Source organism: Erwinia persicina NBRC 102418, assembly GCF_001571305.1.
GTDB classification, from domain to species: Bacteria; Pseudomonadota; Gammaproteobacteria; order Enterobacterales; family Enterobacteriaceae; genus Erwinia; species Erwinia persicina.
This window is the reverse complement of the sequence record NZ_BCTN01000006.1, coordinates 174,598-196,963: the sequence shown is the minus strand read 5'-3', so window position 1 is coordinate 196,963 and position 22,366 is coordinate 174,598. Positions and strand designations below refer to the sequence as shown.

21 protein-coding genes are annotated in these 22,366 nt (G+C 57.0%); 15 read left to right on the top strand and 6 right to left on the bottom strand.

The window, feature by feature from the left end:
* Positions 1–15: 15 nt before the first annotated feature.
* A complete protein-coding gene (gene gcvP, locus EPE01S_RS08990; protein WP_062744292.1) occupies positions 16–2,877 on the top strand; it encodes an aminomethyl-transferring glycine dehydrogenase in 2,862 nt (953 codons plus the stop codon).
* A gap of 80 nt (positions 2,878–2,957) precedes the next feature.
* Entirely contained in the window at positions 2,958–3,701 is a 744-nt protein-coding gene (locus EPE01S_RS08985; protein ID WP_062744291.1) for an SDR family oxidoreductase, read from the top strand.
* 104 nt (positions 3,702–3,805) lie between these two features.
* On the opposite strand, the gene EPE01S_RS08980 is transcribed toward EPE01S_RS08985, so the two are convergent.
* Positions 3,806–4,414: an HD domain-containing protein gene (locus EPE01S_RS08980; RefSeq protein WP_062744290.1), complete on the bottom strand. Its 609-nt coding sequence runs from the start codon at positions 4,412–4,414 to the stop codon at positions 3,806–3,808.
* 209 nt (positions 4,415–4,623) lie between these two features.
* Here EPE01S_RS08980 and trhA point away from each other — a divergent pair, with 209 nt between their 5' ends.
* Positions 4,624–5,277, top strand: a complete 654-nt coding sequence (gene trhA, locus EPE01S_RS08975; protein WP_062744348.1) for a PAQR family membrane homeostasis protein TrhA — start codon at positions 4,624–4,626, stop codon at positions 5,275–5,277.
* A 15-nt stretch (positions 5,278–5,292) separates the two neighbouring features.
* Here the strand turns inward: trhA and ygfZ are convergent, their stop codons facing one another.
* Positions 5,293–6,279: a tRNA-modifying protein YgfZ gene (gene ygfZ, locus EPE01S_RS08970; RefSeq protein ID WP_062744289.1), complete on the bottom strand. Its 987-nt coding sequence runs from the start codon at positions 6,277–6,279 to the stop codon at positions 5,293–5,295.
* 226 nt (positions 6,280–6,505) lie between these two features.
* Between ygfZ and sdhE the strand changes: the two genes are divergently transcribed.
* The 5 genes from sdhE (at position 6,506) to creD (ending at position 10,722) form a co-directional block, all read left to right on the top strand.
* Entirely contained in the window at positions 6,506–6,772 is a 267-nt protein-coding gene (sdhE, locus tag EPE01S_RS08965; protein ID WP_062744288.1) for an FAD assembly factor SdhE, read from the top strand.
* Positions 6,753–7,166 carry a protein YgfX gene (locus tag EPE01S_RS08960; protein WP_062744287.1) on the top strand — a complete coding sequence of 138 codons (414 nt, stop codon included), beginning with the start codon at positions 6,753–6,755 and terminating at the stop codon, positions 7,164–7,166. Before sdhE ends, EPE01S_RS08960 begins: the two co-directional genes overlap by 20 nt.
* On the top strand, positions 7,159–7,854 hold the full coding sequence (gene creB, locus EPE01S_RS08955) for a two-component system response regulator CreB (protein WP_062744286.1): 696 nt from the start codon (positions 7,159–7,161) through the stop codon (positions 7,852–7,854). The genes EPE01S_RS08960 and creB overlap by 8 nt, the downstream gene beginning before the upstream one ends.
* On the top strand, positions 7,854–9,278 hold the full coding sequence (gene creC, locus EPE01S_RS08950) for a two-component system sensor histidine kinase CreC (protein WP_062744285.1): 1,425 nt from the start codon (positions 7,854–7,856) through the stop codon (positions 9,276–9,278). Before creB ends, creC begins: the two co-directional genes overlap by 1 nt.
* Before the next feature lie 82 nt (positions 9,279–9,360).
* The gene (gene creD / locus EPE01S_RS08945) at positions 9,361–10,722 is read left to right on the top strand and encodes a cell envelope integrity protein CreD (RefSeq protein WP_062744284.1); all 1,362 of its coding nucleotides are present in this window, start codon (positions 9,361–9,363) and stop codon (positions 10,720–10,722) included.
* Between the two features lie 97 nt (positions 10,723–10,819).
* Here the strand turns inward: creD and fldB are convergent, their stop codons facing one another.
* Positions 10,820–11,338 carry a flavodoxin FldB gene (gene fldB, locus EPE01S_RS08940; RefSeq protein ID WP_062744283.1) on the bottom strand — a complete coding sequence of 173 codons (519 nt, stop codon included), beginning with the start codon at positions 11,336–11,338 and terminating at the stop codon, positions 10,820–10,822.
* Between the two features lie 180 nt (positions 11,339–11,518).
* Here fldB and xerD point away from each other — a divergent pair, with 180 nt between their 5' ends.
* From xerD to recJ, 3 genes are read left to right on the top strand one after another with little or no spacing between them, the layout of a single operon-like run.
* Complete coding sequence (gene xerD / locus EPE01S_RS08935) at positions 11,519–12,412, top strand: site-specific tyrosine recombinase XerD (RefSeq protein ID WP_062744282.1); 894 nt, start codon at positions 11,519–11,521, stop codon at positions 12,410–12,412.
* Between the two features lie 45 nt (positions 12,413–12,457).
* Entirely contained in the window at positions 12,458–13,162 is a 705-nt protein-coding gene (dsbC, locus tag EPE01S_RS08930; RefSeq protein ID WP_062744281.1) for a bifunctional protein-disulfide isomerase/oxidoreductase DsbC, read from the top strand.
* A gap of 4 nt (positions 13,163–13,166) precedes the next feature.
* Positions 13,167–14,885 (top strand): single-stranded-DNA-specific exonuclease RecJ, encoded by a 1,719-nt coding sequence (gene recJ / locus EPE01S_RS08925; protein ID WP_062744347.1) that lies wholly within the window; start codon positions 13,167–13,169, stop codon positions 14,883–14,885.
* 70 nt (positions 14,886–14,955) lie between these two features.
* Here recJ and EPE01S_RS08920 read toward each other — a convergent pair whose 3' ends face one another.
* Positions 14,956–15,579, bottom strand: coding sequence for a LysE family translocator (locus EPE01S_RS08920; RefSeq protein WP_062744280.1), 624 nt, complete (start codon positions 15,577–15,579; stop codon positions 14,956–14,958).
* Positions 15,580–15,790: 211 nt separating this feature from the next.
* Here EPE01S_RS08920 and prfB point away from each other — a divergent pair.
* From prfB to EPE01S_RS08905, 3 genes are all read left to right on the top strand, one after another.
* A protein-coding gene (gene prfB / locus EPE01S_RS08915; RefSeq protein ID WP_137269027.1) for a peptide chain release factor 2 occupies positions 15,791–16,889 on the top strand; the annotation gives its coding sequence in 2 pieces (ribosomal slippage) (positions 15,791–15,865 and positions 15,867–16,889; 1,098 coding nt in all).
* 9 nt (positions 16,890–16,898) lie between these two features.
* On the top strand, positions 16,899–18,419 hold the full coding sequence (gene lysS / locus EPE01S_RS08910; protein ID WP_062744278.1) for a lysine--tRNA ligase: 1,521 nt from the start codon (positions 16,899–16,901) through the stop codon (positions 18,417–18,419).
* A 114-nt stretch (positions 18,420–18,533) separates the two neighbouring features.
* Positions 18,534–19,034: a cupin domain-containing protein gene (locus tag EPE01S_RS08905; RefSeq protein WP_062744277.1), complete on the top strand. Its 501-nt coding sequence runs from the start codon at positions 18,534–18,536 to the stop codon at positions 19,032–19,034.
* A 77-nt stretch (positions 19,035–19,111) separates the two neighbouring features.
* On the opposite strand, the gene EPE01S_RS08900 is transcribed toward EPE01S_RS08905, so the two are convergent.
* The gene (locus EPE01S_RS08900) at positions 19,112–19,735 is read right to left on the bottom strand and encodes a trypsin-like peptidase domain-containing protein (RefSeq protein ID WP_062744276.1); all 624 of its coding nucleotides are present in this window, start codon (positions 19,733–19,735) and stop codon (positions 19,112–19,114) included.
* Positions 19,736–20,217: 482 nt separating this feature from the next.
* On the opposite strand from EPE01S_RS08900, the gene EPE01S_RS08895 reads away from it, so the two are divergent.
* Complete coding sequence (locus tag EPE01S_RS08895; RefSeq protein ID WP_062744275.1) at positions 20,218–21,381, top strand: MFS transporter; 1,164 nt, start codon at positions 20,218–20,220, stop codon at positions 21,379–21,381.
* Here EPE01S_RS08895 and EPE01S_RS08890 read toward each other — a convergent pair.
* Positions 21,378–22,298 carry a LysR family transcriptional regulator gene (locus tag EPE01S_RS08890; protein ID WP_062744274.1) on the bottom strand — a complete coding sequence of 307 codons (921 nt, stop codon included), beginning with the start codon at positions 22,296–22,298 and terminating at the stop codon, positions 21,378–21,380. The genes EPE01S_RS08895 and EPE01S_RS08890 overlap by 4 nt on opposite strands.
* Positions 22,299–22,366: the final 68 nt, after the last annotated feature.

Sequence of the window (22,366 nt, the reverse complement as noted above, 5' to 3'; positions counted from 1 at the left end):
CAGGATTGACCACCCATGACCCAGAAACTCAGCCAGCTTGAACACCACGGTGCATTTATTGAGCGCCATATCGGCCCTTCGCAGGAACAGCAGGATGTCATGCTCAACGCCATCGGCGCGACGTCGCTGGCCGAACTGATTGCCTCGATTGTGCCTGCCGACATCCAGCTTCCCAGCCCGCCTGCGGTAGGCGATGCGCTGACGGAGCACCTGGCGCTGGCCGAGTTAAAGGCGATTGCGTCGCAGAATCAGCGTTACAAATCGTTTATCGGTATGGGCTATACGCCGGTGCTGACGCCTCCGGTGATCCTGCGCAATATGCTGGAAAACCCCGGCTGGTACACCGCGTATACCCCTTATCAGCCTGAAGTCTCTCAGGGGCGTCTGGAAGCCCTGCTGAACTTCCAGCAATTGACGCTGGATCTGACCGGGCTGGATATTGCCTCCGCTTCCCTGCTGGACGAGGCGACAGCCGCCGCTGAAGCCATGGCCATGGCAAAACGCGTCAGCAAGCTCAAAAATGCTAATCGTTTCTTTGTCGCTGATGATATCCATCCGCAAACGCTGGATGTGGTGCGCACCCGTGCGGAAACCTTTGGCTTTGACGTGCTGGTGGACAAAGCAGAGAAAGTGCTGGAGCTGGATGAGGTGTTCGGCGTGCTGTTGCAGCAGGTCGGCACCGGCGGTGAAGTACATGATTATACGGATCTGATTACCCGGCTGAAAAGCCGCAACGTGGTGGTCAGCGTGGCGGCCGATATGATGTCGCTGGTGCTGCTACAGGCACCGGGCCAGCAGGGGGCCGATATCGTCTTCGGTTCTGCCCAGCGCTTCGGCGTGCCGATGGGCTATGGTGGCCCTCATGCCGCCTTCTTCGCCGCCCGCGATGAGCACAAGCGTTCAATGCCTGGCCGGATTATTGGCGTATCCCGGGATGCGGCAGGGAATATCGCGTTGCGTATGGCAATGCAGACCCGTGAACAGCATATCCGTCGTGAGAAAGCGAACTCCAACATCTGCACCTCGCAGGTATTACTGGCCAACATCGCCAGCCTGTACGCGGTATTCCACGGGCCGGCTGGCCTGAAGCGCATTGCCAGCCGCATTCACCGGCTGACCGATATCCTGGCGCAGGGATTACAGCAGCGCGGCCTGAAACTGCGCCATGACACCTGGTTCGATACCCTGACCGTGGAAGTCAGCGACAAAGCGGCAGTACTGGAGCGCGCCCTGAGCTTCGGTATGAACCTGCGCAGCGATATTCTCAATGCGGTGGGCATCACTCTGGATGAAACCACTACCCGGGAAGACGTAGTGGCACTGTTCTCGATCCTGCTGGGAGAGGAGCATGGCCTGAATATCGATGCGCTGGATAGCGATGCCAGCGCCATCCCGTCAGCGATTATCCGCACAGCACCGATCCTGACTCATCCGGTGTTTAACCGTTATCACAGCGAAACCGAGATGATGCGCTACATGCACAGCCTGGAGCGGAAAGATCTGGCGCTGAATCAGGCAATGATCCCGCTGGGGTCGTGCACCATGAAGCTGAATGCAGCAGCAGAGATGATCCCCATCACCTGGCCAGAGTTTGCAGAACTGCACCCGTTCTGCCCGGCTGAGCAGGCGGGCGGTTACCTGCAGATGATTGGCCAGCTCTCGCGCTGGCTGGTGCAGCTGACCGGGTATGACGCACTCTGTATGCAGCCCAACTCCGGCGCCCAGGGTGAATATGCAGGTCTGCTGGCGATACGCCGCTATCACGAAAGTCGTAACGAAGGGGGACGTCACATCTGTCTGATCCCTGGCTCGGCGCACGGCACCAACCCGGCCTCGGCACAGATGGCGGGGATGACCGTTGTGGTGGTCGCCTGTGACAAACAGGGCAACATCGATCTGCACGATCTGCGTGTGAAAGCAGAACAGGCGGGTGAAGCCCTCTCCTGCATCATGGTGACTTACCCGTCCACGCACGGCGTCTATGAAGAGACGATCCGTGAGGTGTGCCAGATCGTTCATCAGTTCGGTGGACAGGTATATCTGGACGGAGCCAACATGAATGCGCAGGTGGGGATCACCACGCCGGGTTACATCGGGGCGGATGTCTCACACCTTAACCTGCATAAAACCTTCTGCATCCCGCACGGCGGCGGCGGGCCGGGCATGGGGCCGATTGGCGTCAAAGCTCACCTTGCCCCCTTTGTACCGGGCCACAGCGTGGTAGAAATTGAAGGCATGCTGACCGGGCAGGGCGCGGTATCAGCAGCGCCGTTTGGCAGCGCGTCAATCCTGCCGATCAGCTGGATGTATATCCGCATGATGGGCGCTGAAGGTCTTAAACAGGCCAGCTCAGTGGCGATCCTCAATGCCAACTATATTGCGCATCGTCTGCAGTCGGCCTATCCGATCCTCTATGCCGGCCGTGATGGCCGGGTGGCGCATGAATGTATCCTGGATATTCGGCCGCTGAAAGAGCAGACCGGTATTAGTGAGCTGGATATTGCCAAACGCCTTATCGACTACGGTTTCCATGCGCCGACCATGTCATTCCCGGTGGCGGGTACGCTGATGGTGGAGCCAACCGAGTCGGAAAGTAAGGTTGAACTGGATCGCTTTATTGATGCGATGCTGGCTATCCGCAGCGAAATTGATCGTGTGGCAGACGGCGAGTGGCCGCTGGCAGATAACCCCCTGGTCAATGCACCGCACACCCAGATGGAAATGGTCGGCGAGTGGAGCCATCCTTATAGCCGTGAACTGGCGGTATTCCCGGCAGGAAGTGCGAATAAATACTGGCCTGCCGTGAAACGTCTGGATGATGTTTACGGGGATCGTAATCTGTTCTGCTCCTGTGTACCGATGAGCGAATACGAGTAACCCTTCGCATTATCGCCTGCGCGGGTTATGCCGGGGCTGACCTTCTTTTGCGGTCAGCCCTTTTTTATGGGAGAGACGAGATGAACATCGCATTAGTCACCGGCGGCAGTCGGGGCATTGGGCGCGCGACGGCGATTCTGCTGGCCCGACAGGGCTGGCGGGTCGCAGTTAACTACGTGCATCGTACCGCTGAGGCAGAGTCGGTGGTGGCAGAGATTGAACGACAGGGCGGCAGCGCTTTTGCTGTGCAGGCGGATATTGCGGACGAAGCTCAGGTCATGGCGATGTTTGCCGACATTGACCGTCAGCCGGAGTCGCTGAGAGCCCTGGTCAATAACGCCGGGATCCTCTTTCAGCAGTCGACACTGGAGCAGTTAACCGCAGAGCGTATAAACCGGGTCTTTGCCACCAACGTCACCGGTGCTTTTATCTGCTGTCGCGAAGCGGTGAAACGCATGGGGCATCATCACGGCGGTGGCGGCGGGGCGATTGTGAACGTCTCTTCGGCAGCGTCGCGCACCGGTTCACCGGGGGAGTACGTCGATTATGCTGCGTCAAAAGGGGCAATGGACACGCTGACCCGGGGACTGTCGCTGGAGGTGGCCGCGCAGGGCATCAGGGTTAATGGCGTCCGTCCCGGATATATCTATACCGACATGCACGCTGACGGGGGCGAACCGCAGCGGGTGGACCGCCTGGCCTCTGCGATCCCTATGCAGCGCGGCGGGCACCCCGGGGAGATTGCCAGTGCGATAGCCTGGCTGCTGAGTGACGAGGCATCCTACGTCACCGGTACGTTTATTGACGCGGCAGGTGGGCGTTAAAACGGGGCGAACAAAAAAGGGCGCGGTCGTCCCGGGCACCTTGCCATCTCACTCACTCACGCAGGCTGACCTGCTTTTCTGGTCAGCCTGCCGGCGGATCTGCCCTACAGCAGCCAGCCCTTCGCATGTGCGCAGTCCAGGTGCTGCTCCAGATGCTGCCATAATGCAGGCCACTGCTGCGCCAGTTCCACATTTCGCGCCTTTACCTGCACCAGGCGGATACCGTTGTCTTTCCAGCTCTGCCCCTGATTGTGCAGATTAAGCATAACCGGCAGCGCGCGGTCCAGCATATTGGCAAAGCGCGCTTCTGCGGTGTCCCCCGCCTCGTATTCGTCCCACAGCGCACGAAAATATTCACCCTGCGCGCCCGGCAACAGGCCAAATATGCGGCGTGCTGCGGCAATTTCCTGAACCTGAATAGCTTCACGCGCAGCAGTGTCATAGACCATGACATCACCGGCATCGATCTCGACCACGTCATGCACCAGCGCCAGTTTTATTGCATGCTGTACATCTATGGGATCCGGCGAGAAGGGGGCCATACTCATCACTGCCATGGCCAGGTGCCAGCTGTGTTCTGCCGAGTTCTCCTGGCGCGCATTGTCGAGCAGGCGGGTACGGCGCTCCACACCTTTAAGCTTGTCCAGCTCCATTAAAAACTGCACCACTTCCGTCATCGCGCCGAAATCTAAGGCTGCTACCCTGTCTGACATCGCTGTCTCACTTATCGCTAAAAAAGGTGTCCATATTGTAAGGTAAACGATTGCGTATTTCGCGCAGGAATGTGCGTGCAGGATGTCGCAGTATATTTTAGCTTACATGTGTACTCTGAAATTATTCTCAGTTACGCTAGGTCTGATGAGATTTCCGTCATGGCATTTTATGATGGTGGTGGCGGGTAAACCGGGGATAGTAATTGATTATGGTGAAGCAAAAAGTACCGACGGCAGGCTATTCCGTCGCTGAAGAGTGGGCGAACAGCATCAGCCACGGACTCGGCTGCCTGCTGGGGATTATTGGTCTGGTGCTGATGCTGGATCAGGCGATTAATAACAACGCGGGGACGCTGGCTATCGTCAGCTACAGTCTGTACGGCGGCAGCATGATCCTGCTGTTTCTTGCCTCGACGCTCTACCACTCAGTACCGGGTGAACGGGCTAAATTCTGGCTGAAAAAACTCGACCATGCCGCGATCTATCTGCTGATTGCCGGAACCTATACGCCGTTCCTGCTGGTGGGGCTGCGGTCGCCGCTGGCACACTGGCTGATGGTGGTGATCTGGGGGCTGGCGCTGATCGGGATTATCTTCAAGCTGGTGTTTGCTCACCGTTTTGAAGCCATCTCCCTGATCACCTATATGCTGATGGGCTGGCTCTCAGTGATTGTGCTGTATCAGATGGTAATGCGCCTGCCTGCGGGCAGCGTATGGCTGCTGGCCGCAGGCGGGATCACCTATTCGCTGGGGGTGATTTTCTACGTGTCGAAACGTATCCCTTACAATCATGCCATCTGGCACGGTTTCGTGCTTGGCGGCTCTTTCTGCCACTTCCTGGCGATTTATCTCTACGTGATGTAGGGGGCAGCGCCCCGGTCATCCCGCAGCGATGTCGTAGGGCAGCGGCCGTATGGCTAGCTGCCCACCCTCATCGCCCTGCACGCGCAGAACCGTATCCGGCTCCAGGTCGTTATTCATCACCGCCTGTACCCAAACTTCACCGTTGTCGAGCTGGCAGGCTGCCAGAATGGTTCCGGTGCGACGCCAGTTTTCACCCATCTTCATTTCCAGCGCGCCGTTGGCTACCGGGACGGTGCTGGCTTTCCCCGCCAGCCAGTAGAGTGCGCGTTTATTCGCGCCACGGAATTTAGCCCGCGCCACCATTTCCTGCCCGGTATAGCAGCCTTTCTTGAAGCTGATGGCATCCAGCGCCTGCAGGTTGGTGGCCTGCGGGATCAGCTGGGCGCTGGTCTCGCTGTCAATCACCGGGAAACCAGCCTCAATCTCCAGCGCCAGCCACTGTGAGCTGTCGGTCAGCTGTGCGGCGTCCGCCAGTGCGACGCGCAGCGCTTCGGCTTTTTCTGCGCTGGTGACCAGCAGGAAACGTTCGGCGGGCAGATCGAACCACAGCAGGGTGCTCTCGCCATCCTGCACCACCTGCGTCTGAGCGTCAGGCAGCATACTGAACAGATTAGTCAGTGCTGCTCTGGCCTGGAAACCGGCCACGCCCAGCAGGACGGACTCATCATCGGGCGTCAGGGCAACTTTGGCAAAGACCGCATACTTTTTCAGCTCTGCCAGCTGGTTATCACGCAGGCTGCGGCGCTCAATAAAGGCAAGGCCATCGGCGCGGTGGAACAGGCGCAGATTGCTCCACATCTTTCCTTTTGCATCACAGTGCGCAGCAGGGCGGTGTTGATCGGCGGCCAGGGCGGCCACATCCAGCGTGACCTGCCCCTGCAAATAGCTGACACGATCGGCACCCGTAGCCGTTACCAGCGCCCACTCTTCCAGTGACATCAGGGTCAACGGCAGACGCGCCGAGGCAGTGGGTTGACGGGGCGGGAAAGAAATCGTCGGCATAGTTCAGTCCTAAAGTCAGCAAGGGATGAAAATTTGTTTCTCATGTTAAAAGAGCAGCCCGGCTTTGCAACCTGTTTCCGGAAATTGCGGCACAAAACGTGTGATAACCCTGCAACCCATGTCATTGTTTTGTGTTGCAGCGCGCAGGGGAAAAATTGCTGCATCAACAGTGAAGCAAAAAAGCGGTACACTGAGCGCCATGTTTTGTTAACCGACACAGAGTGACATGGATATTTCAAACAAATCACGAATTCACTGGGCATGCCGTCGCGGTATGCGTGAGCTGGATATCTCCATCATGCCGTTTTTTGAGTATGAATATGACTCGCTCAACGATCAGGATAAACAACTTTTCGTTCGCCTGCTGGAGAATGATGATCCCGATCTGTTTAACTGGCTGATGAATCATGGCGAACCGGCCGATGACGAGTTAAAGCGCATGGTCGCCCTGATCCAGGACCGAAACAGAGAACGTGGTCCGGTGCCACTGTAACCTTCGGCTTTCACGGCACGCGCAGAGCTTATCCCTGCTACTGCACGGTGGCGTGATGCTGTTACTGTTGCTGGCACCCTGGCCTCCCGAAGCCTCGCTGGTTAAAGTTGCTCTGCTGTTGCTGACAGGGGGGGAGTGCCTGCGCAGTTGCCGCCGCACCCGGCGCTGGCAGGGGCTTTTTGTACTGCTCAGCGGCCGTCGCGTCCAGTGGCATCAGGCACAGTGGCAGATGGTTTCACCGCCATGGATGACCCGTCATGCCGTGCGTCTGTCCTTACGGGACAACCAGGGGCGGCATGAACGGTTGTGGCTTTTTGCCGATGGTATGGATAACAGTGAGTGGCGGCTTTTGCGCCAGCAATTGCTCAGTAAAAAGGAATGGCGTGATGAGTAGCGCGACCCTGTGGCTGGTAGAAGATGAAGCGGCCATTGCTGATACCCTGCTGTATATGCTGCAGCTTGAGGGGTTTTCCACCCGCTGGTTCCCCAGAGGGATGCCGATGCTGGATGCACTGGGGCAGGAAGTGCCCGACCTGGTGATCCTTGATGTGGGGCTGCCGGATATCAACGGCTTTGAGCTGTGCCGCCGGCTGCTGGCGAGTCAGCCCGATCTGCCTGTGCTGTTCCTCACCGCCCGCAGTGAAGAGGTTGATCGCCTGCTGGGGCTGGAGATTGGGGCGGATGATTATGTCGCTAAACCTTTTTCGCCACGTGAAGTCTGTGCCCGGGTACGTACTTTGCTGCGTCGCCTGCAAAAACAGCAGCGCATTGCGCAGTCGCCAAAGTATAACGTTGGCAGTTTTACGCTGGATGAGGCTTCCGCCCGTGTGGAGTGGTGCCAGCAGCCGCTGGCCCTGACGCGCTATGAATATCTGCTGCTGAAAACCCTGTTGCTGTCGCCCGGGCGGGTTTTTTCCCGACAGCAACTGATGAATCTGGTGTGGAAAGAGGCGGAAGAGAGCCTTGATCGCACTGTTGATACTCATATTAAAACGCTGCGCGCCAAACTCCGTGACATCAATCCGCATGAGCAGGTGCTGCTGACGCATCGCGGCCTCGGCTACAGCCTGGTGGCTGGCTGATGCGCATCGGGATGCGTTTGCTGTTGGGCTATTTTCTGATCGTTGCCGTGGCCGCGTGGTTTGTGCTGAGTATTTTTCTTAAAGAAGTTAAACCCGGCGTCCGCCGCGCGACCGAAGGGACGCTGGTGGATACCGCCACGCTGCTGGCACAGTTTGCGCGGGCCGATATTCTCAGTGGCCAGCCGCAGAACGGGCAGCTTGCCGCTGCTTTCTCACAGCTGCGCGGCTATCCGGTCAGGGCGGATATCAGTGGGATTGCCAAGCGTCGTAATGAGTACCGGGTCTATCTGACCGATGAGAAAGGCAGGGTGCTGTTCGATTCTGCTGGCGTAGCCCTGGGTCAGGATTACTCCCGCTGGAATGATGTCCTGCTGACCCTGCGGGGTGAATACGGCGCACGTAGCTCGCGCAGTAATCCGGATGATGATGCCAGTTCCGTCATGTATGTCGCGGCACCGGTGCGTGACGGCGCCAGGCTGCTGGGGGTCCTCAGCGTCGGGAAGGCCAACAGCACCATGGTGCCGGTGATCCGCCGCAGTGAGCGTCGTATCCTGTGGGCAGGGGCGGCGCTGCTGGGGATCGCGCTGCTGATCGGTCTGACTTTTGTGCTGTGGATTAACCGTTCCGTGGGGCGTCTGGTGCGTTACGCCGACTCCGTCACCCAGGGAGAGGCACTGCCCCTTCCCGCCATGAACAGCAGTGAGTTGCGCAAGCTGGCACAGGCGCTGGAAAGTATGCGTCTGAAACTGGAGGGTAAACGCTATATTGAGCATTATGCTCATGCGCTGACCCACGAGCTGAAAAGCCCGCTGGCGGCGATCCGGGGGGCGGCAGAGATTCTGCATGAATGCCCCCCTGCTGCGGTGGTTCAGCGCTTCTCGGCCAATATCCTGCAACAAAATATCCGGATGCAGCGGCTTATCGACAACCTGCTTCGCCAGGCCACGCTGGAAAACCGTCCGGAGATCCAGCGGCAGATCGTCAGCCTGCTGCCGCTGGTCACGGGACTGTGCGACAGCCGGGCGGTTCAGGCCCAGGGCAAACGACTGACTTTTGATGCTGAGGCACTGGTGGGGCTGTCCGTTCGGGCTGATCCGCTACTGCTGGAGCAGGCGCTGGCCAATTTACTGGATAACGCTCTCGATTTTACGCCGCTGGCGGGAGAGGTGCGTATTGAGGTCAGCCAGAGCACGGACGAAATGATTTTTCAGGTGCTGGACAGTGGCAGCGGTATTCCTGACTATGCACTGCCTCATATTTTCGACCGGTTCTATTCGCTGCCGCGCAACAATGGTGAAAAGAGCAGCGGACTGGGGCTGGCCTTTGTCCGCGAAGTGGCGCGACTGCATCAGGGGAGCATCACGTTAACCCCCCGGGCGGAAGGTGGCGTCTGTGCGCAACTAACGATAAAAAATAACGTCTGACTTCACCGTCTCTTCACATAACTTCATTTTCTCCCCATTCAGGGGGGCTATCTTCTGCGTCATACACACAGGAGAATCGCCCATGAATAAATCCCCCGTATTATGGAAAATGTTAACGCTTATCGGCTGCCTGTTACTGCTGCTGGTGCCGCTGAGTATGCTCAGTACATTGATCACCGAGCGCAGCGTATGGCGCGACAACGTGGCAGACAAGCTCAGCCAGAGCACCAGCGGTCCGCAGCGCCTGTTCGGACCGCTGATTGCCATTCCCTGGAGCGAAATCGTCACGGAAATGCGTGAGGGAAAGGAGGTCACGGTAAAGGTCACCCATTTGCGCTATTTTCTGCCTGAAAGCCTGAACGTGACGGGCGATCAGCAGGTGGAAGAGCGCAAGGTCGGCATTTACAAGGGGCAGGTCTGGCGTACGGGCATCAACATTAATGCCACCTTTAATCGGGATCAGCTGGCCGATATTACCCGTCCGGGAGTCACTCTGGGCGATCCGCTACTGGTGATGGGCGTTGGCGATCCACGCGGGATCAGCAGCGTGACGTCGCTGAATATTGGCGATAAGCAGTTCGATTTCCAGCCGGGTAGCCAGCTTCCGGGCAATAGCGAAGGGTTACACGTTGAGCTGCCGCCAGAGGTTTTACAGGAGAAAAGCCTGGCGCTGAACTTCTCGCTCAAACTGCTGGGAACACAGAAGCTGGAAGTGGTGCCTCTGGGTAAAAACAGCACCTTTGATCTGAAGAGCAACTGGCCGCATCCGGGCTTTACCGGCAGCTTCCTGCCGGAACAACGCCAGATCACGCCTGAAGGTTTTACGGCGCGCTGGCAGAGCAGCTGGTTTGCTAACAACATCAACTCGCTGGTGCGGGATGATTTTACCGTCAGTACAGAAACGCTCCCGGCCTTCAGCGCGATGGTAGTCAATCCGGTTGACCAGTACCAGCTGACCCAGCGGGCGGTAAAATATGCCATTCTGCTGATCGGTCTGACCTATATGGCGTTTTTCCTGTTTGAAACGCTGACCGCACTGCGCGTTCACCCGATGCAGTATCTGCTGGTGGGGCTGTCGCTGGTGATGTTCTTCCTGGTACTGCTGGCGCTGTCTGAGCATATTGGCTTCAACCTGGCCTGGCTGACGGCAAGTCTGACCTGTGCAGCCATTAACGGCTTCTACCTGCAGGCGGTATTGCAGGGATGGCGGCGCAGCCTGCTGTTCGTTGGCGGTGTACTGGCGCTGGATGCGGTGCTGTGGCAGCTGCTGCAGTCGGAAGACAGCGCGCTGCTGCTGGGCACCGGCGTGCTGATGGCGGCACTGGCGGCGGTAATGGCGCTGACGCGTAATATCGACTGGTACCGGCTGTCCGCAGCGGCTAAACCGCAGGAGAGTAGCGAAGCAGGGCAGGACGGGAAGGGACGTTTCGGTCTGTGGAAATAAGCGGCTGAACACAACAGGGCGAACCGTGACAGAAGGTTCGCCCCTGCTCAGGGGCCGGTCATCTCTTTGACCGGCCCTTTTGTGTTGGGCACCACGATTACAGCAGTTCGGCCATCTCCGTCAGGATCTGTTCACACCACTGGGCAATACGTTCGTCAGTCTGCTCAAACTGGTTGATATCATCCAGCGCCAGACCGACAAACTGCTTACCATCGGCGGTCAGCGGTTTTTTACTGGTAAACTCGTAGCCTTCCAGCGGCCAGTAACCCACAAACTGCACGCCGGAGGGCGCCAGTACCTCGTGCAGCATCCCCAGTGCATCCAGGAACCATTCGCTGTACTCCCCCTGGTCCCCCATGCCGTAAAGGGCCACCACCTTGCCCTGTAAATTAAGCTGCGGCAGTTCTGTCCAGATCGCTTCCCAGTCTTCCTGCAGTTCGCCAAAATCCCAGGTCGGAATACCCAGGATCAGCAAATCGTACTGTTCCATCAGCGCCGGAGAATCGTCTTTCAGGTTATGCAGCGTGACCAGATCGTCCCCGATAAAGTCACGGATCTTCTCGGCGGCCATCTCGGTGTAGCAGGTACTGGATCCATAAAACAGACCAATATTCATGGTAGTGGCACTCGTTTTTCCTAAAGTCTGCCGGCGATTATATCAGAAGGCGGCAGGAATAAGGCATAATGGGTGCACTTTGTACGACAGTACGATATGTCATCATGCTGTTTTTAAAGCATTAAATGGGTTTTAGTTGCGCACTCATCGTTATGATAACGACAGACTGGAGAGGTTGAGGTGCAGGATAACGATCTGATTGAGCAGTTTCTTGATGCGCTGTGGATCGAGCGTAATCTGGCGCAAAATACCGTGGCGTCATATCGTCTTGATCTGCGGTCGCTCTGCGGCTGGCTGGCGCATCATCAGCTGTCGCTGCTGACCGTGGATGCGATAGCTTTACAGGGCTTCCTGGCGGAACGGCTTGAGGGGGGCTACAAGGCCACCAGTTCGGCACGCCTGCTCAGTGCGATGCGCCGCCTGTTCCAGTATCTCTACCGTGAAAAGCTGCGTGCGGACGATCCCAGTGCGTTGTTATCGTCGCCCAAGCTGCCACAGCGCCTGCCGAAAGACCTGTCTGAAGCGCAGGTGGAAAGACTGCTTCAGGCTCCCTGCCTCGATCAGCCCATTGAGCTGCGTGATAAAGCGATGCTCGAGCTGCTTTACGCCACCGGGCTGCGCGTGACCGAACTGGTGGGGCTGACCCTGAGCGATATCAGCCTGCGGCAGGGGGTGGTGCGCGTCATCGGCAAGGGAAATAAAGAGCGGCTGGTGCCGATGGGCGAAGAGGCGGTTCACTGGATCGAACAGTTTATTGAGTATGGCCGCCCGTGGCTGCTTAACGGCCAGACGCTGGACGTACTGTTTCCCAGTAACCGCGCGCAACAAATGACCCGGCAAACTTTCTGGCATCGCATTAAACATTACGCCACACTGGCGGGCATCGATAGCGCAAAACTGTCTCCGCACGTGCTGCGCCATGCGTTTGCTACCCATCTGTTGAACCACGGCGCCGATTTGCGTGTCGTACAGATGCTGTTAGGTCACAGCGATTTATCGACCACCCAGATTTACACGCACGTAGCGACCGAACGACTGCGCCAGTTACACCAGCAGCATCATCCACGTGCCTGATTGATATAAAATACAGCCCGCTTAGTGAGGCTATAAGGACATGAAATGAAGAAGCACTACCTGTTACTTTCGGGACTCATCGCGCTGGCCAGTGGACTGGCCCATGCCGACGATGCCGCCATTAAACAGTCTCTCAGTAAGCTGGGCTTACAGCAGACCGAGATCCAGCCTTCGCCACTGCCTGGTTTTAAAACGGTATTGAGCGAAAGCGGTGTGCTGTACGTGACCGATGACGGCAAACATTTTGTCCAGGGTCCGCTCTATGACGTCAGTGGCAGCCAGCCGGTCAACGTCACTAATCAGCTTCTGGAAAAGAAAGTGGAAGCACTGAGCAAAGAGATGATCGTTTATAAAGCACCTAAGCAGCAGTATGTGGTGACGGTCTTTACTGATATTACCTGTGGATACTGCCGCAAGCTGCACGAGCAGATGGCTGACTACAACGCACTGGGGATCACCGTGCGCTATCTGGCTTTCCCACGTGAGGGTATGAACGGCAACGTGGCGAAGGAGATGAAATCGATCTGGTCGGCGGGTGACCCGCGTAAAGCTTTTGACGCGGCGATGAAAGGCGAGGCAGTGTCACCGATTGATGGCAAAATCGATATTGGTCAACAGTATAAATTAGGTGTGCTTTACGGCATTCAGGGCACGCCGGCAATGCTGCTGGAAAACGGGACGATGATCCCGGGTTACCAGAGCCCGCAGGATCTGAAGAAATTCCTCGATAGCCAGAAAAACGGCGGCTGAGTTGGTGAATCGTAAAACTGAACTCCGTCGTCGCGAGGCGACGGACGCTGCTGCACTCCCTGCCGATCTTCACCCGCTGTTACATCGTCTGTATGCCCGCCGGGGCATACAGCAGGCCAGTGAGCTGGAGCGGGGGGCGAAATATCTGCACCCCTTCCAGTCGCTGAGTGGTATTCAGACGGCTGCGACTCTTTTACAACAGGCGCTGGCTGACAACCTCTGCATTATGATCGTCGGTGATTTCGATGCCGACGGCGCCACCAGCACCGCGCTGACCGTGCTGGCACTGCGCAGCATGGGCGGGCAGAACGTCAAGTATCTGGTCCCCAACCGTTTTGATGACGGTTATGGTCTGAGCCCGGAAGTGGTGGAGCAGGCCGCAGCCCGTGGTGCCCAGCTGATCCTGACCGTAGATAACGGTATCTCCTCACACGCCGGGGTGACCCTGGCCAACGAGAAAGGCATTGCGGTGATCGTGACCGATCACCACCTGCCGGGTGATACGTTACCGGAGGCGGCAGCCATCGTTAACCCTAATCTTGCTGACTGTGATTTTCCCTCCAAGTCGCTGGCGGGCGTTGGCGTGGCGTTCTACCTGATGCTGGCGCTGCGCGCGCAGTTGCGCGACAGCGGGGTGACGCCACTGCCCAATCTGGCAGAGCTGCTGGATCTGGTGGCGCTGGGTACCGTGGCCGACGTGGTACCGCTGGATGCGAACAACCGTATTCTGGTCTGGCAGGGGCTGAGTCGTATCCGTGCCGGTAAGTGCCGTCCGGGGATTCGCGCACTGCTGGAAATCGCTAACCGCGATGCGCGTCAGCTCGCTGCCAGTGATTTGGGCTTTGCCCTCGGGCCGCGTCTGAATGCGGCAGGAAGACTGGATGATATGTCGGTCGGCGTGGCGCTGCTGCTGAGTGAAGATCTGGGCCAGGCACGAATGCTGGCCAGCGAGCTCGACGCGCTGAACCAGACGCGTAAAGAGATCGAGCAGGGAATGCAGTCCGAAGCCCTCGCCCTGTGCGATAAACTGGAAAGCACCAGCGAAGCGCTGCCGCTGGGTATCGCTATGTACCATCCTGAGTGGCATCAGGGGGTAGTCGGCATTCTGGCATCCCGTCTGAAAGAGCGTTTCAACCGTCCGGTGATTGCCTTTGCACCGGCAGGTGACGGGACGCTGAAAGGATCGGGACGCTCAATTGCCGGGCTGCATATGCGCGATGCGCTGGAGCGGCTGGATACACTGAATCCGGGGCTGATCATTAAATTTGGTGGCCATGCGATGGCGGCAGGCCTGTCGCTGGAAGAAGCTAACTTTGAGCGCTTCCGCCAGTGTTTTTCTGAACTGGTGGGGGACTGGCTCGATGCTGAATCTCTGCAGGGGATCATCTGGTCCGATGGCGAACTGATGGCCCAGGAGCTGACGCTGCCGACGGCCGAACTGCTGCGCGAAGCGGGCCCGTGGGGGCAGGCGTTCCCGGAGCCGACGTTTGACGGTAAGTTCAGGTTGTTACAGCAGAAACTGGTGGGCGAACGTCATCTTAAAGTGATGATTGAGCCGCTGGGCGGCGGGCCGCTGCTGGACGGCATCGCCTTTAATATTGATACGACGCTGTGGCCCGATCCGAGTGTCCGGCAGGTCGAGCTGGCGTACAAGCTTGACGTCAATGAGTTCCGAGGCAACCGCACTGTGCAGCTGATTATCGAACATCTCTGGGCATTGTAATCTGCCCCTGCTATGGCGGGGGCATGATGACAGGCAGCGGGCTGACCAAAACAGCAGGCCGGCCCGGGTTTCATCCCGGGCGGCGGCTTAATGCCAGCCTGGCAGCAAACAGCAGAAATACCGTGCCGGTGGTGCGGTCCAGCCACTTCACCACCTTCTCACGCTTCAGCACGCCGGACAGCTTACGCGTACTGCCAATCAGTAGCGACGACCACAGCGTACCCAGTACCACATGGATCAGCACCAGTCCGAACGTCCATAGCACCGGCGAATGCCCGGTTGGAATAAACTGCGGCAGGAAAGAGACATAGAAAATGCCCACCTTGGGGTTAAGCAGGTTGCCGAAAAAGCCGCGCAGGAACGCGTTCTGTGATCCGGTTGCCAGCGCTGCCTCACCCATATTTGCACGCGGTTTCAACAGCATCTGCACGCCCAGCCAGGCGAGATAGGCCGCCCCGCACCACTTCAGCAGGTTGTACGCCAGTTCAGAGACGGCAATCAGCGCCCCCAGACCAAAAGCCACCGCGACCGCCCAGGCCAGGCACCCGGCATTAATCCCCAGCTGTGCCTGAATCGCTTTTTTCGTTCCCTCCACGGCGGAGGTACGCAAAATCAGCGCGGTATCCAGCCCCGGCGTGAGGGTGAGCAGGGTGGCCGCAAAGGTAAAGGCCACCAGGGCATCGGTCACAGACATTTTCAGGCTCCAATCTTTGCGATACTCAGGGCTGACCGGAAAGAGGGGGTCACCCCTGACAAATTATGGCAGGATGAGCGAAAAAGAAGGCCATCCCTCAGGGGCACTGAATACGCAATGCGCGTTCAGTGCTACAAACTGTGCGCCATTTCGGTTAAACTGCGTGGTTACAATTACGCCCTTTTCGATCACCTAAAAAGATTCTAAAACCATGTTTGAAATTAATCCGGTAAAGAACCGTATTCAGGATCTCACTGAACGCAGCAGCGTCCTTCGGGGGTATCTTTGACTATGATGCCAAGAAAGAACGCTTACAGGAAGTTAACGCTGAACTAGAGCAGCCTGATGTCTGGAACGAACCCGATCGCGCACAGGCGCTGGGTAAAGAACGTTCCGCATTAGAGGCCGTTGTTGAAACGCTGGATCTGATGGAGCAGGGGCTGGAAGATGTCGCTGGTTTGCTGGAGCTCGCGGTAGAAGCCGAAGATGAAGACACGTTTAACGAAGCGATTGCTGAACTTGACGTGCTGGAAAAGAAACTCGGTGAGTTAGAGTTCCGCCGCATGTTTTCTGGTGAATACGACAGCGCCGACTGCTACATGGATATCCAGGCCGGTTCGGGCGGAACGGAAGCTCAGGACTGGGCCAGCATGCTGCTGCGCATGTACCTGCGCTGGGCGGAAGCCCGTGGTTACAAGACTGAAATCATCGAAGAGTCTGACGGCGAAGTCGCAGGCACCAAATCCGCGACCATCAAAATCATCGGCGACTACGCGTTCGGCTGGTTACGTACTGAAACCGGCGTGCATCGCCTGGTGCGTAAAAGCCCGTTTGACTCCGGTGGCCGTCGACATACCTCGTTCAGTTCGGTGTTTATTTACCCGGAAGTGGATGACAACATCGATATTGATATTAACCCGGCCGACCTGCGTATCGACGTCTACCGCGCTTCAGGGGCAGGTGGTCAGCACGTTAACAAGACCGAGTCGGCGGTGCGTATTACCCACTTACCGACCAACATTGTGGTGCAGTGCCAGAACGATCGTTCTCAGCATAAAAATAAAGACCAGGCTTTCAAGCAGTTGCGTGCGAAGCTTTACGAATATGAAATGCAGAAGAAAAATGCGGATAAACAGGCGGCGGAAGACAACAAGTCTGACATCGGCTGGGGTAGCCAGATCCGCTCTTACGTGCTGGATGATTCCCGCATCAAGGATCTGCGTACCGGCGTAGAGACGCGCAACACTCAGGCGGTTCTGGACGGCGATCTGGATCGTTTTATCGAAGCAAGTTTGAAAGCAGGTTTATAAGGAACTCACATGTCTGAACAACAACCGCAGGCCGCTGATGCTGCACTTGAGCTGAACAATGAATTGAAATCGCGCCGTGAGAAGCTGGCCGCGTTGCGTGAAGCCGGTCTGCCGTTCCCGAACGATTTCCGCCGTGACCGGACTTCCGATACGCTTCATGCCGAATTTGATGGCAAAGAGAACGAAGAGCTGGAAGCACTGAACATCGAAGTCAGCGTGGCAGGCCGTATGATGACCCGTCGCATTATGGGTAAAGCCTCTTTCGTCACGCTGCAGGATGTGGGTGGCCGTATTCAGCTTTACGTTGCCCGCGACGATCTGGCAGAAGGTATTTATAACGAACAGTTCAAGAAGTGGGATCTCGGCGATATCGTCGGGGCACGCGGTAAGCTGTTCAAGACGAAAACCGGTGAGCTGTCGATTCACTGTAGCGAACTGCGTCTGCTGACCAAAGCCCTGCGCCCGCTGCCGGACAAGTTCCACGGCCTGGCCGATCAGGAAACCCGTTACCGTCAGCGTTACCTTGACCTGATCGCTAACGACGAGTCGCGCAACACGTTTAAAATCCGCTCCCAGATCATGGCCGGCATCCGCAGCTTTATGGTGGGCCGCGATTTTATGGAAGTGGAAACCCCGATGATGCAGGTGATCCCCGGCGGCGCGGCGGCGCGTCCGTTTATCACCCATCATAATGCGCTGGACATTGATATGTACCTGCGTATTGCCCCGGAGCTGTATCTGAAGCGCCTGGTGGTGGGAGGGTTCGATCGCGTCTTCGAAATCAACCGTAACTTCCGTAATGAAGGGGTCTCCCCACGCCATAATCCAGAGTTCACCATGATGGAACTCTATATGGCTTATGCGGATTATAAAGACCTGATCGAACTGACCGAAAGCCTGTTCCGTACGCTGGCGCAGGATATTCTGGGCAACACCGTGGTGCCTTACGGCGATCAGGAGTTCGACTTCGGTAAGCCGTTTGAAAAGCTGACGATGAAAGAAGCCATTCTGAAATATCGTCCGGAAACCCTTCTGGCCGATCTCGATGACTTTGATAAATCGGTAGTGATTGCACAGTCTCTGGGCATCAAAGTCGAGAAGAGCTGGGGCCTGGGCCGTCTGGTTACCGAGATCTTCGAAGAGACCGCCGAAGCGCATCTTATCCAGCCAACGTTCATCACGGAATACCCGGCAGAGGTTTCGCCGCTGGCACGCCGTAACGACCAGAATCCGGAGATCACCGATCGCTTCGAGTTCTTTATTGGCGGCCGTGAAATCGGTAACGGCTTCTCCGAGCTGAACGATGCGGAAGATCAGGCAGAGCGTTTCCTGCAGCAGGTTAATGCGAAAGACGCCGGTGATGACGAAGCGATGTTCTACGATGAAGACTACGTGACAGCACTGGAGCACGGTCTGCCGCCAACGGCAGGTCTGGGGATCGGTATTGACCGTATGGTGATGCTGTTTACCAACAGCCACACCATTCGTGATGTGATCCTGTTCCCGGCAATGCGGCCAGGCAACAAGTAAGCGTATATCGCAGCATCAAACGGTCAGCCTTATCGCTGGCCGTTTTTTTTTGCGTCCCTCGGCAAAATAGCCAATAGTTACGTTTTATCACATCGTACTGCAGGGAGAATCCCCATGGCCCGACCTGGTTTTATCCGCCACTGGCAGGAACTGGAGGGAGAGGATAATGAACACTATCCGGACAGCGACGAGCTGATGTCGATTGGCGCCCCGCTTGGCAGAGCTCTGGGCCTGACGCGTCTGGGGATTCACCATGAACGCTTACTGCCGGGGCGGCGAATGTCGTACCCCCACGCAGAAAGTGCGGAAGAAGAGTTTGTTTTTGTGCTGGAAGGCGAACCGGACGTATGGATCAACGGCGAGCTGCATCGGTTAAGGCCCGGAGATGCGGTGGCATTCCCGGCGGGCAGCGGTATTTGTCATACCTTTATCAATAATAGCGATCGTGAGGCCCGCTTTATGGTGGTCGGCGAAGCGAATAAAAAAGATAACCGCATCTGGTATCCCAAAAATCCGGTCTACCTCTCAACGCGAGAGGACCGCTGGGAAAACCCGCCAGAACAGGATTTTGGCCCTCACGACGGATTGCCTGACATACTGAAAAAAGGGCCATGAGAAAAACGTTGGGGCAGTACGATACCTGTCCGGGCGACGAAGGTGTTTCTGCTGGCGTCCATGTGCTGCGCTGAGCTTCAGGATTTTACTGCATCATTTAGCCAGTCTTTAAAGCGGGCGTAGGGAATATACAGCGAGACATCTTTATACAGCGTTTTGCCGGTTTTCATGTCGTTAATGCGCTTGCTGTAGCCCACAATCACCCCGCCGATAGAGTCGTCAGAGGCGTTATACACCGCGCCGCCGGACATGCCCTGTACCACGCCCGCATCTGATGCCACCACCACGCAGCTGACTTTATTCCAGGAATTTTTCAGCCCGGTATTGATCAGGTTAGTGCCGGTTGAGGCCACCGGCATCGCCGAGATAAAGCTGTAGCCATACATGTTCACTTTGTCGCCGATCAGACCATTACGAAAATGCGGGGGAGGGGGATTATCATTTTTGTGATAAACCACTGCCAGATCGCACTCGGGATGATAGGACTTCACCCGGTACATAGAGAACTTAGCGACATGGGCCGCCGTCAGACTGTAGTTGGCCGTCAGTGGGATGATGGTGCCCAGCGTCCCCAGCCCCAGAACAGTTGGAATGCCGGTGACGGTCATATCCACCCGGTCATGCGCTTCACTGCTGTACTGATACTTCCCTACAGAACACCCGCCCAGAAAAAGGGCTAGCAGGCAAATGGCGAGTCGCATCGGGTCTCCTCAGTAATGAGTGATTCAGGCACAGCAGGAGAGGTCATTACCTCGTTTACGGATATATCGGCTCGCGTTCGTAAAACTTTAATGTATTGAATACGCAAAAAACAAATCAGCATATTCCCCAGGGCCCGATAAAGCTCAGTCTTCAGTTAAAATCTTAGGATGAATCGCAAAAAAGAATCATTAGAAATAATGATGTAATTTGGGATTAGGGCAAAGTATAGCGAACTACGTTGACGAAATGTGCACTCGATCGCTTTTTTTTCGTCTTGTGATGAGCTGAATCAGACGATTCTTGCCTGTAAGACAACAGTCTCTTGCTGAATCCGCGCTGTAAGCCTTTCTGCTGCTATGTTTTAATAAGTTGCTGTGACCCAGATCACTCATCCTGAGCGACTGCGTTAATTTAAATCAATACCCGAATGAGTTCTCTGCTGGCAGAGGGCGGGTTTTCTATTCTCCTGGGAGTGTGTGACATGCCTGTTTCATTACTGGCGCTGGCGTTGAGTGCCTTTGCTATCGGCACCACCGAATTTGTCATTATGGGGCTGTTGCCGGAGGTCGCGAATGACCTGAGGGTGTCTATACCCTCTGCAGGCTGGCTGATCAGCGGCTATGCGCTCGGCGTGGCAATCGGGGCACCGATTATGGTCCTGCTGACCGCCAAACTGCCGCGTAAGCGGACGCTGACCCTGCTGATGGCAATCTTTATCGTGGGCAATGTCCTCTGCGCACTGGCCTATACCTATAACCTGCTGATGCTGGCGCGTATTGTGACCGCACTCTGTCACGGGGCCTTCTTTGGTATCGGGGCCGTGGTGGCCGCCAGCCTGGTGGCGCCGGGTAAACAGGCCTCGGCAGTCGCACTGATGTTTACCGGCTTAACGCTGGCGAACGTGCTGGGTGTCCCGCTGGGAACCTGGTTTGGTCAGATGTTTGGCTGGCGCGCCACGTTCTGGGGCGTAGCGGTGATTGGTGTGCTGGCCTTTATTGGCCTGATTGTCAGCCTGCCCACCAACAAAGATGAAAAACCGGTGCACCTGGCGTCAGAGGTAAGTGCGCTCAATAACGGCAAGCTTTGGCTGTCCCTGCTGATGACCGTCTTCTTCGCTGCTGCCATGTTTGCGCTGTTCAGCTATATCGCGCCACTGCTGTTAGAAGTCACCGGTATCACTGACCGGGGGGTTAGCTGGACGCTGTTCCTGATCGGTGCTGGTCTGACAGTCGGGAATATCCTTGGTGGCAAACTGGCAGACTGGAAAGTGTCCTTCAGCCTGATCCTCAGCTTCTCGCTGATTGCGGTGTTCTCCCTGCTGTTCAGCTGGACAAGCCATTCGCTGTGGCTGGCAGAAATCACCCTGTTCCTGTGGGCAATGGCTACCTTTGCGATGGTTCCTGCCCTGCAGATTAACGTGGTCCGCCACGGCAAAGATGCCCCGAACCTGGTCTCGACGCTGAATATTTCCGCCTTTAACGTCGGCAACGCGCTGGGCGCCTGGGTCGGTGGCGCCGTCATTGGCGGTGGCTACGGGTTGACGGCGGTGCCGGTCTCAGCCGCGTTACTGGCGGTGGCCGGGCTGCTGGTCTGCCTGTATACCTTCCGGGGATCGCGCGGTCGCCCCCAGGAGGCCCGCGCTTAACGCAGCCGCTGTACCAGCCGCTCGCTGAACGGCGCGATATGCTGATGCAGGTGCCGGCTAAAGGCGTCGACCAGCGCAGAGGCGGGCCGGTGACGTGGCCGGATAAGACTGACGGTGAACGGCACGGCGATGCTGAAACGCCGTATCACCACCCCGCTGTCGGCGTAATCCAGCGCCGTCAGCGGGTTCACAATTGACACGCCAATCCCCGCTTTTACCATTGAACAGACCGACGCTGCACTGTGCGTCTCCATCACCATTCGCCGCTGCACCCCGTGTTCGGCAAAAATACCATCCAGTATCTGTCGGTAGCTGTCGGTGCGCGACAGACTGATGTAGTTCTGTCCGTTGAAATCCGCTGGGGTCAGCGTGGTTCGCTGCACCAGGGCATGCCCGGCGGGCAGCACACAGACTTCATCGCCGGTAAACAGGGCAGTGCGATCGGTACCCGCCGGTGTATGCGTGGTTTCAGTAAGACCCAGATCGTAACGCTGTGCCGACAGCCACTCCTCCAGCAGCGGAGATTCCTGCGGAATAATATTCAGACTCAGCTCCGGGTAGTGCTGCATAAACGGCTGGCACAGCAGCGGCAGTAGCGATTGGGAAAACACCGGCAGGCAGGCGACTGACAGCTCCCCCTGACGAAACTGGCGCAGCCCCTCGGCGGCGCTGATAATGCGGTCAAGCCCGTACCAGGATCGCTGCACTTCTTCAAACAGCTGCAGCCCCTGCACCGTGGGTTGCAACCGGCCCCGTACTCGTTCAAATAACTGCAAACCGGTCAGTTTTTCGAAACGGGCCAGCTCGCGGCTGACGGTAGGTTGTGAGGTATGCAGCAGCGTGGCGGCTTCAGTCAGGTTGCCGGTGGTGACCACGGCATGAAAAATTTCAATATGACGCAGAGAAATGCCTGCCATCGATGATTACCGGATTGTGTGCAGATAACCCATATCATGGGTGAATAGAGTCCAATAAAAAAGATATT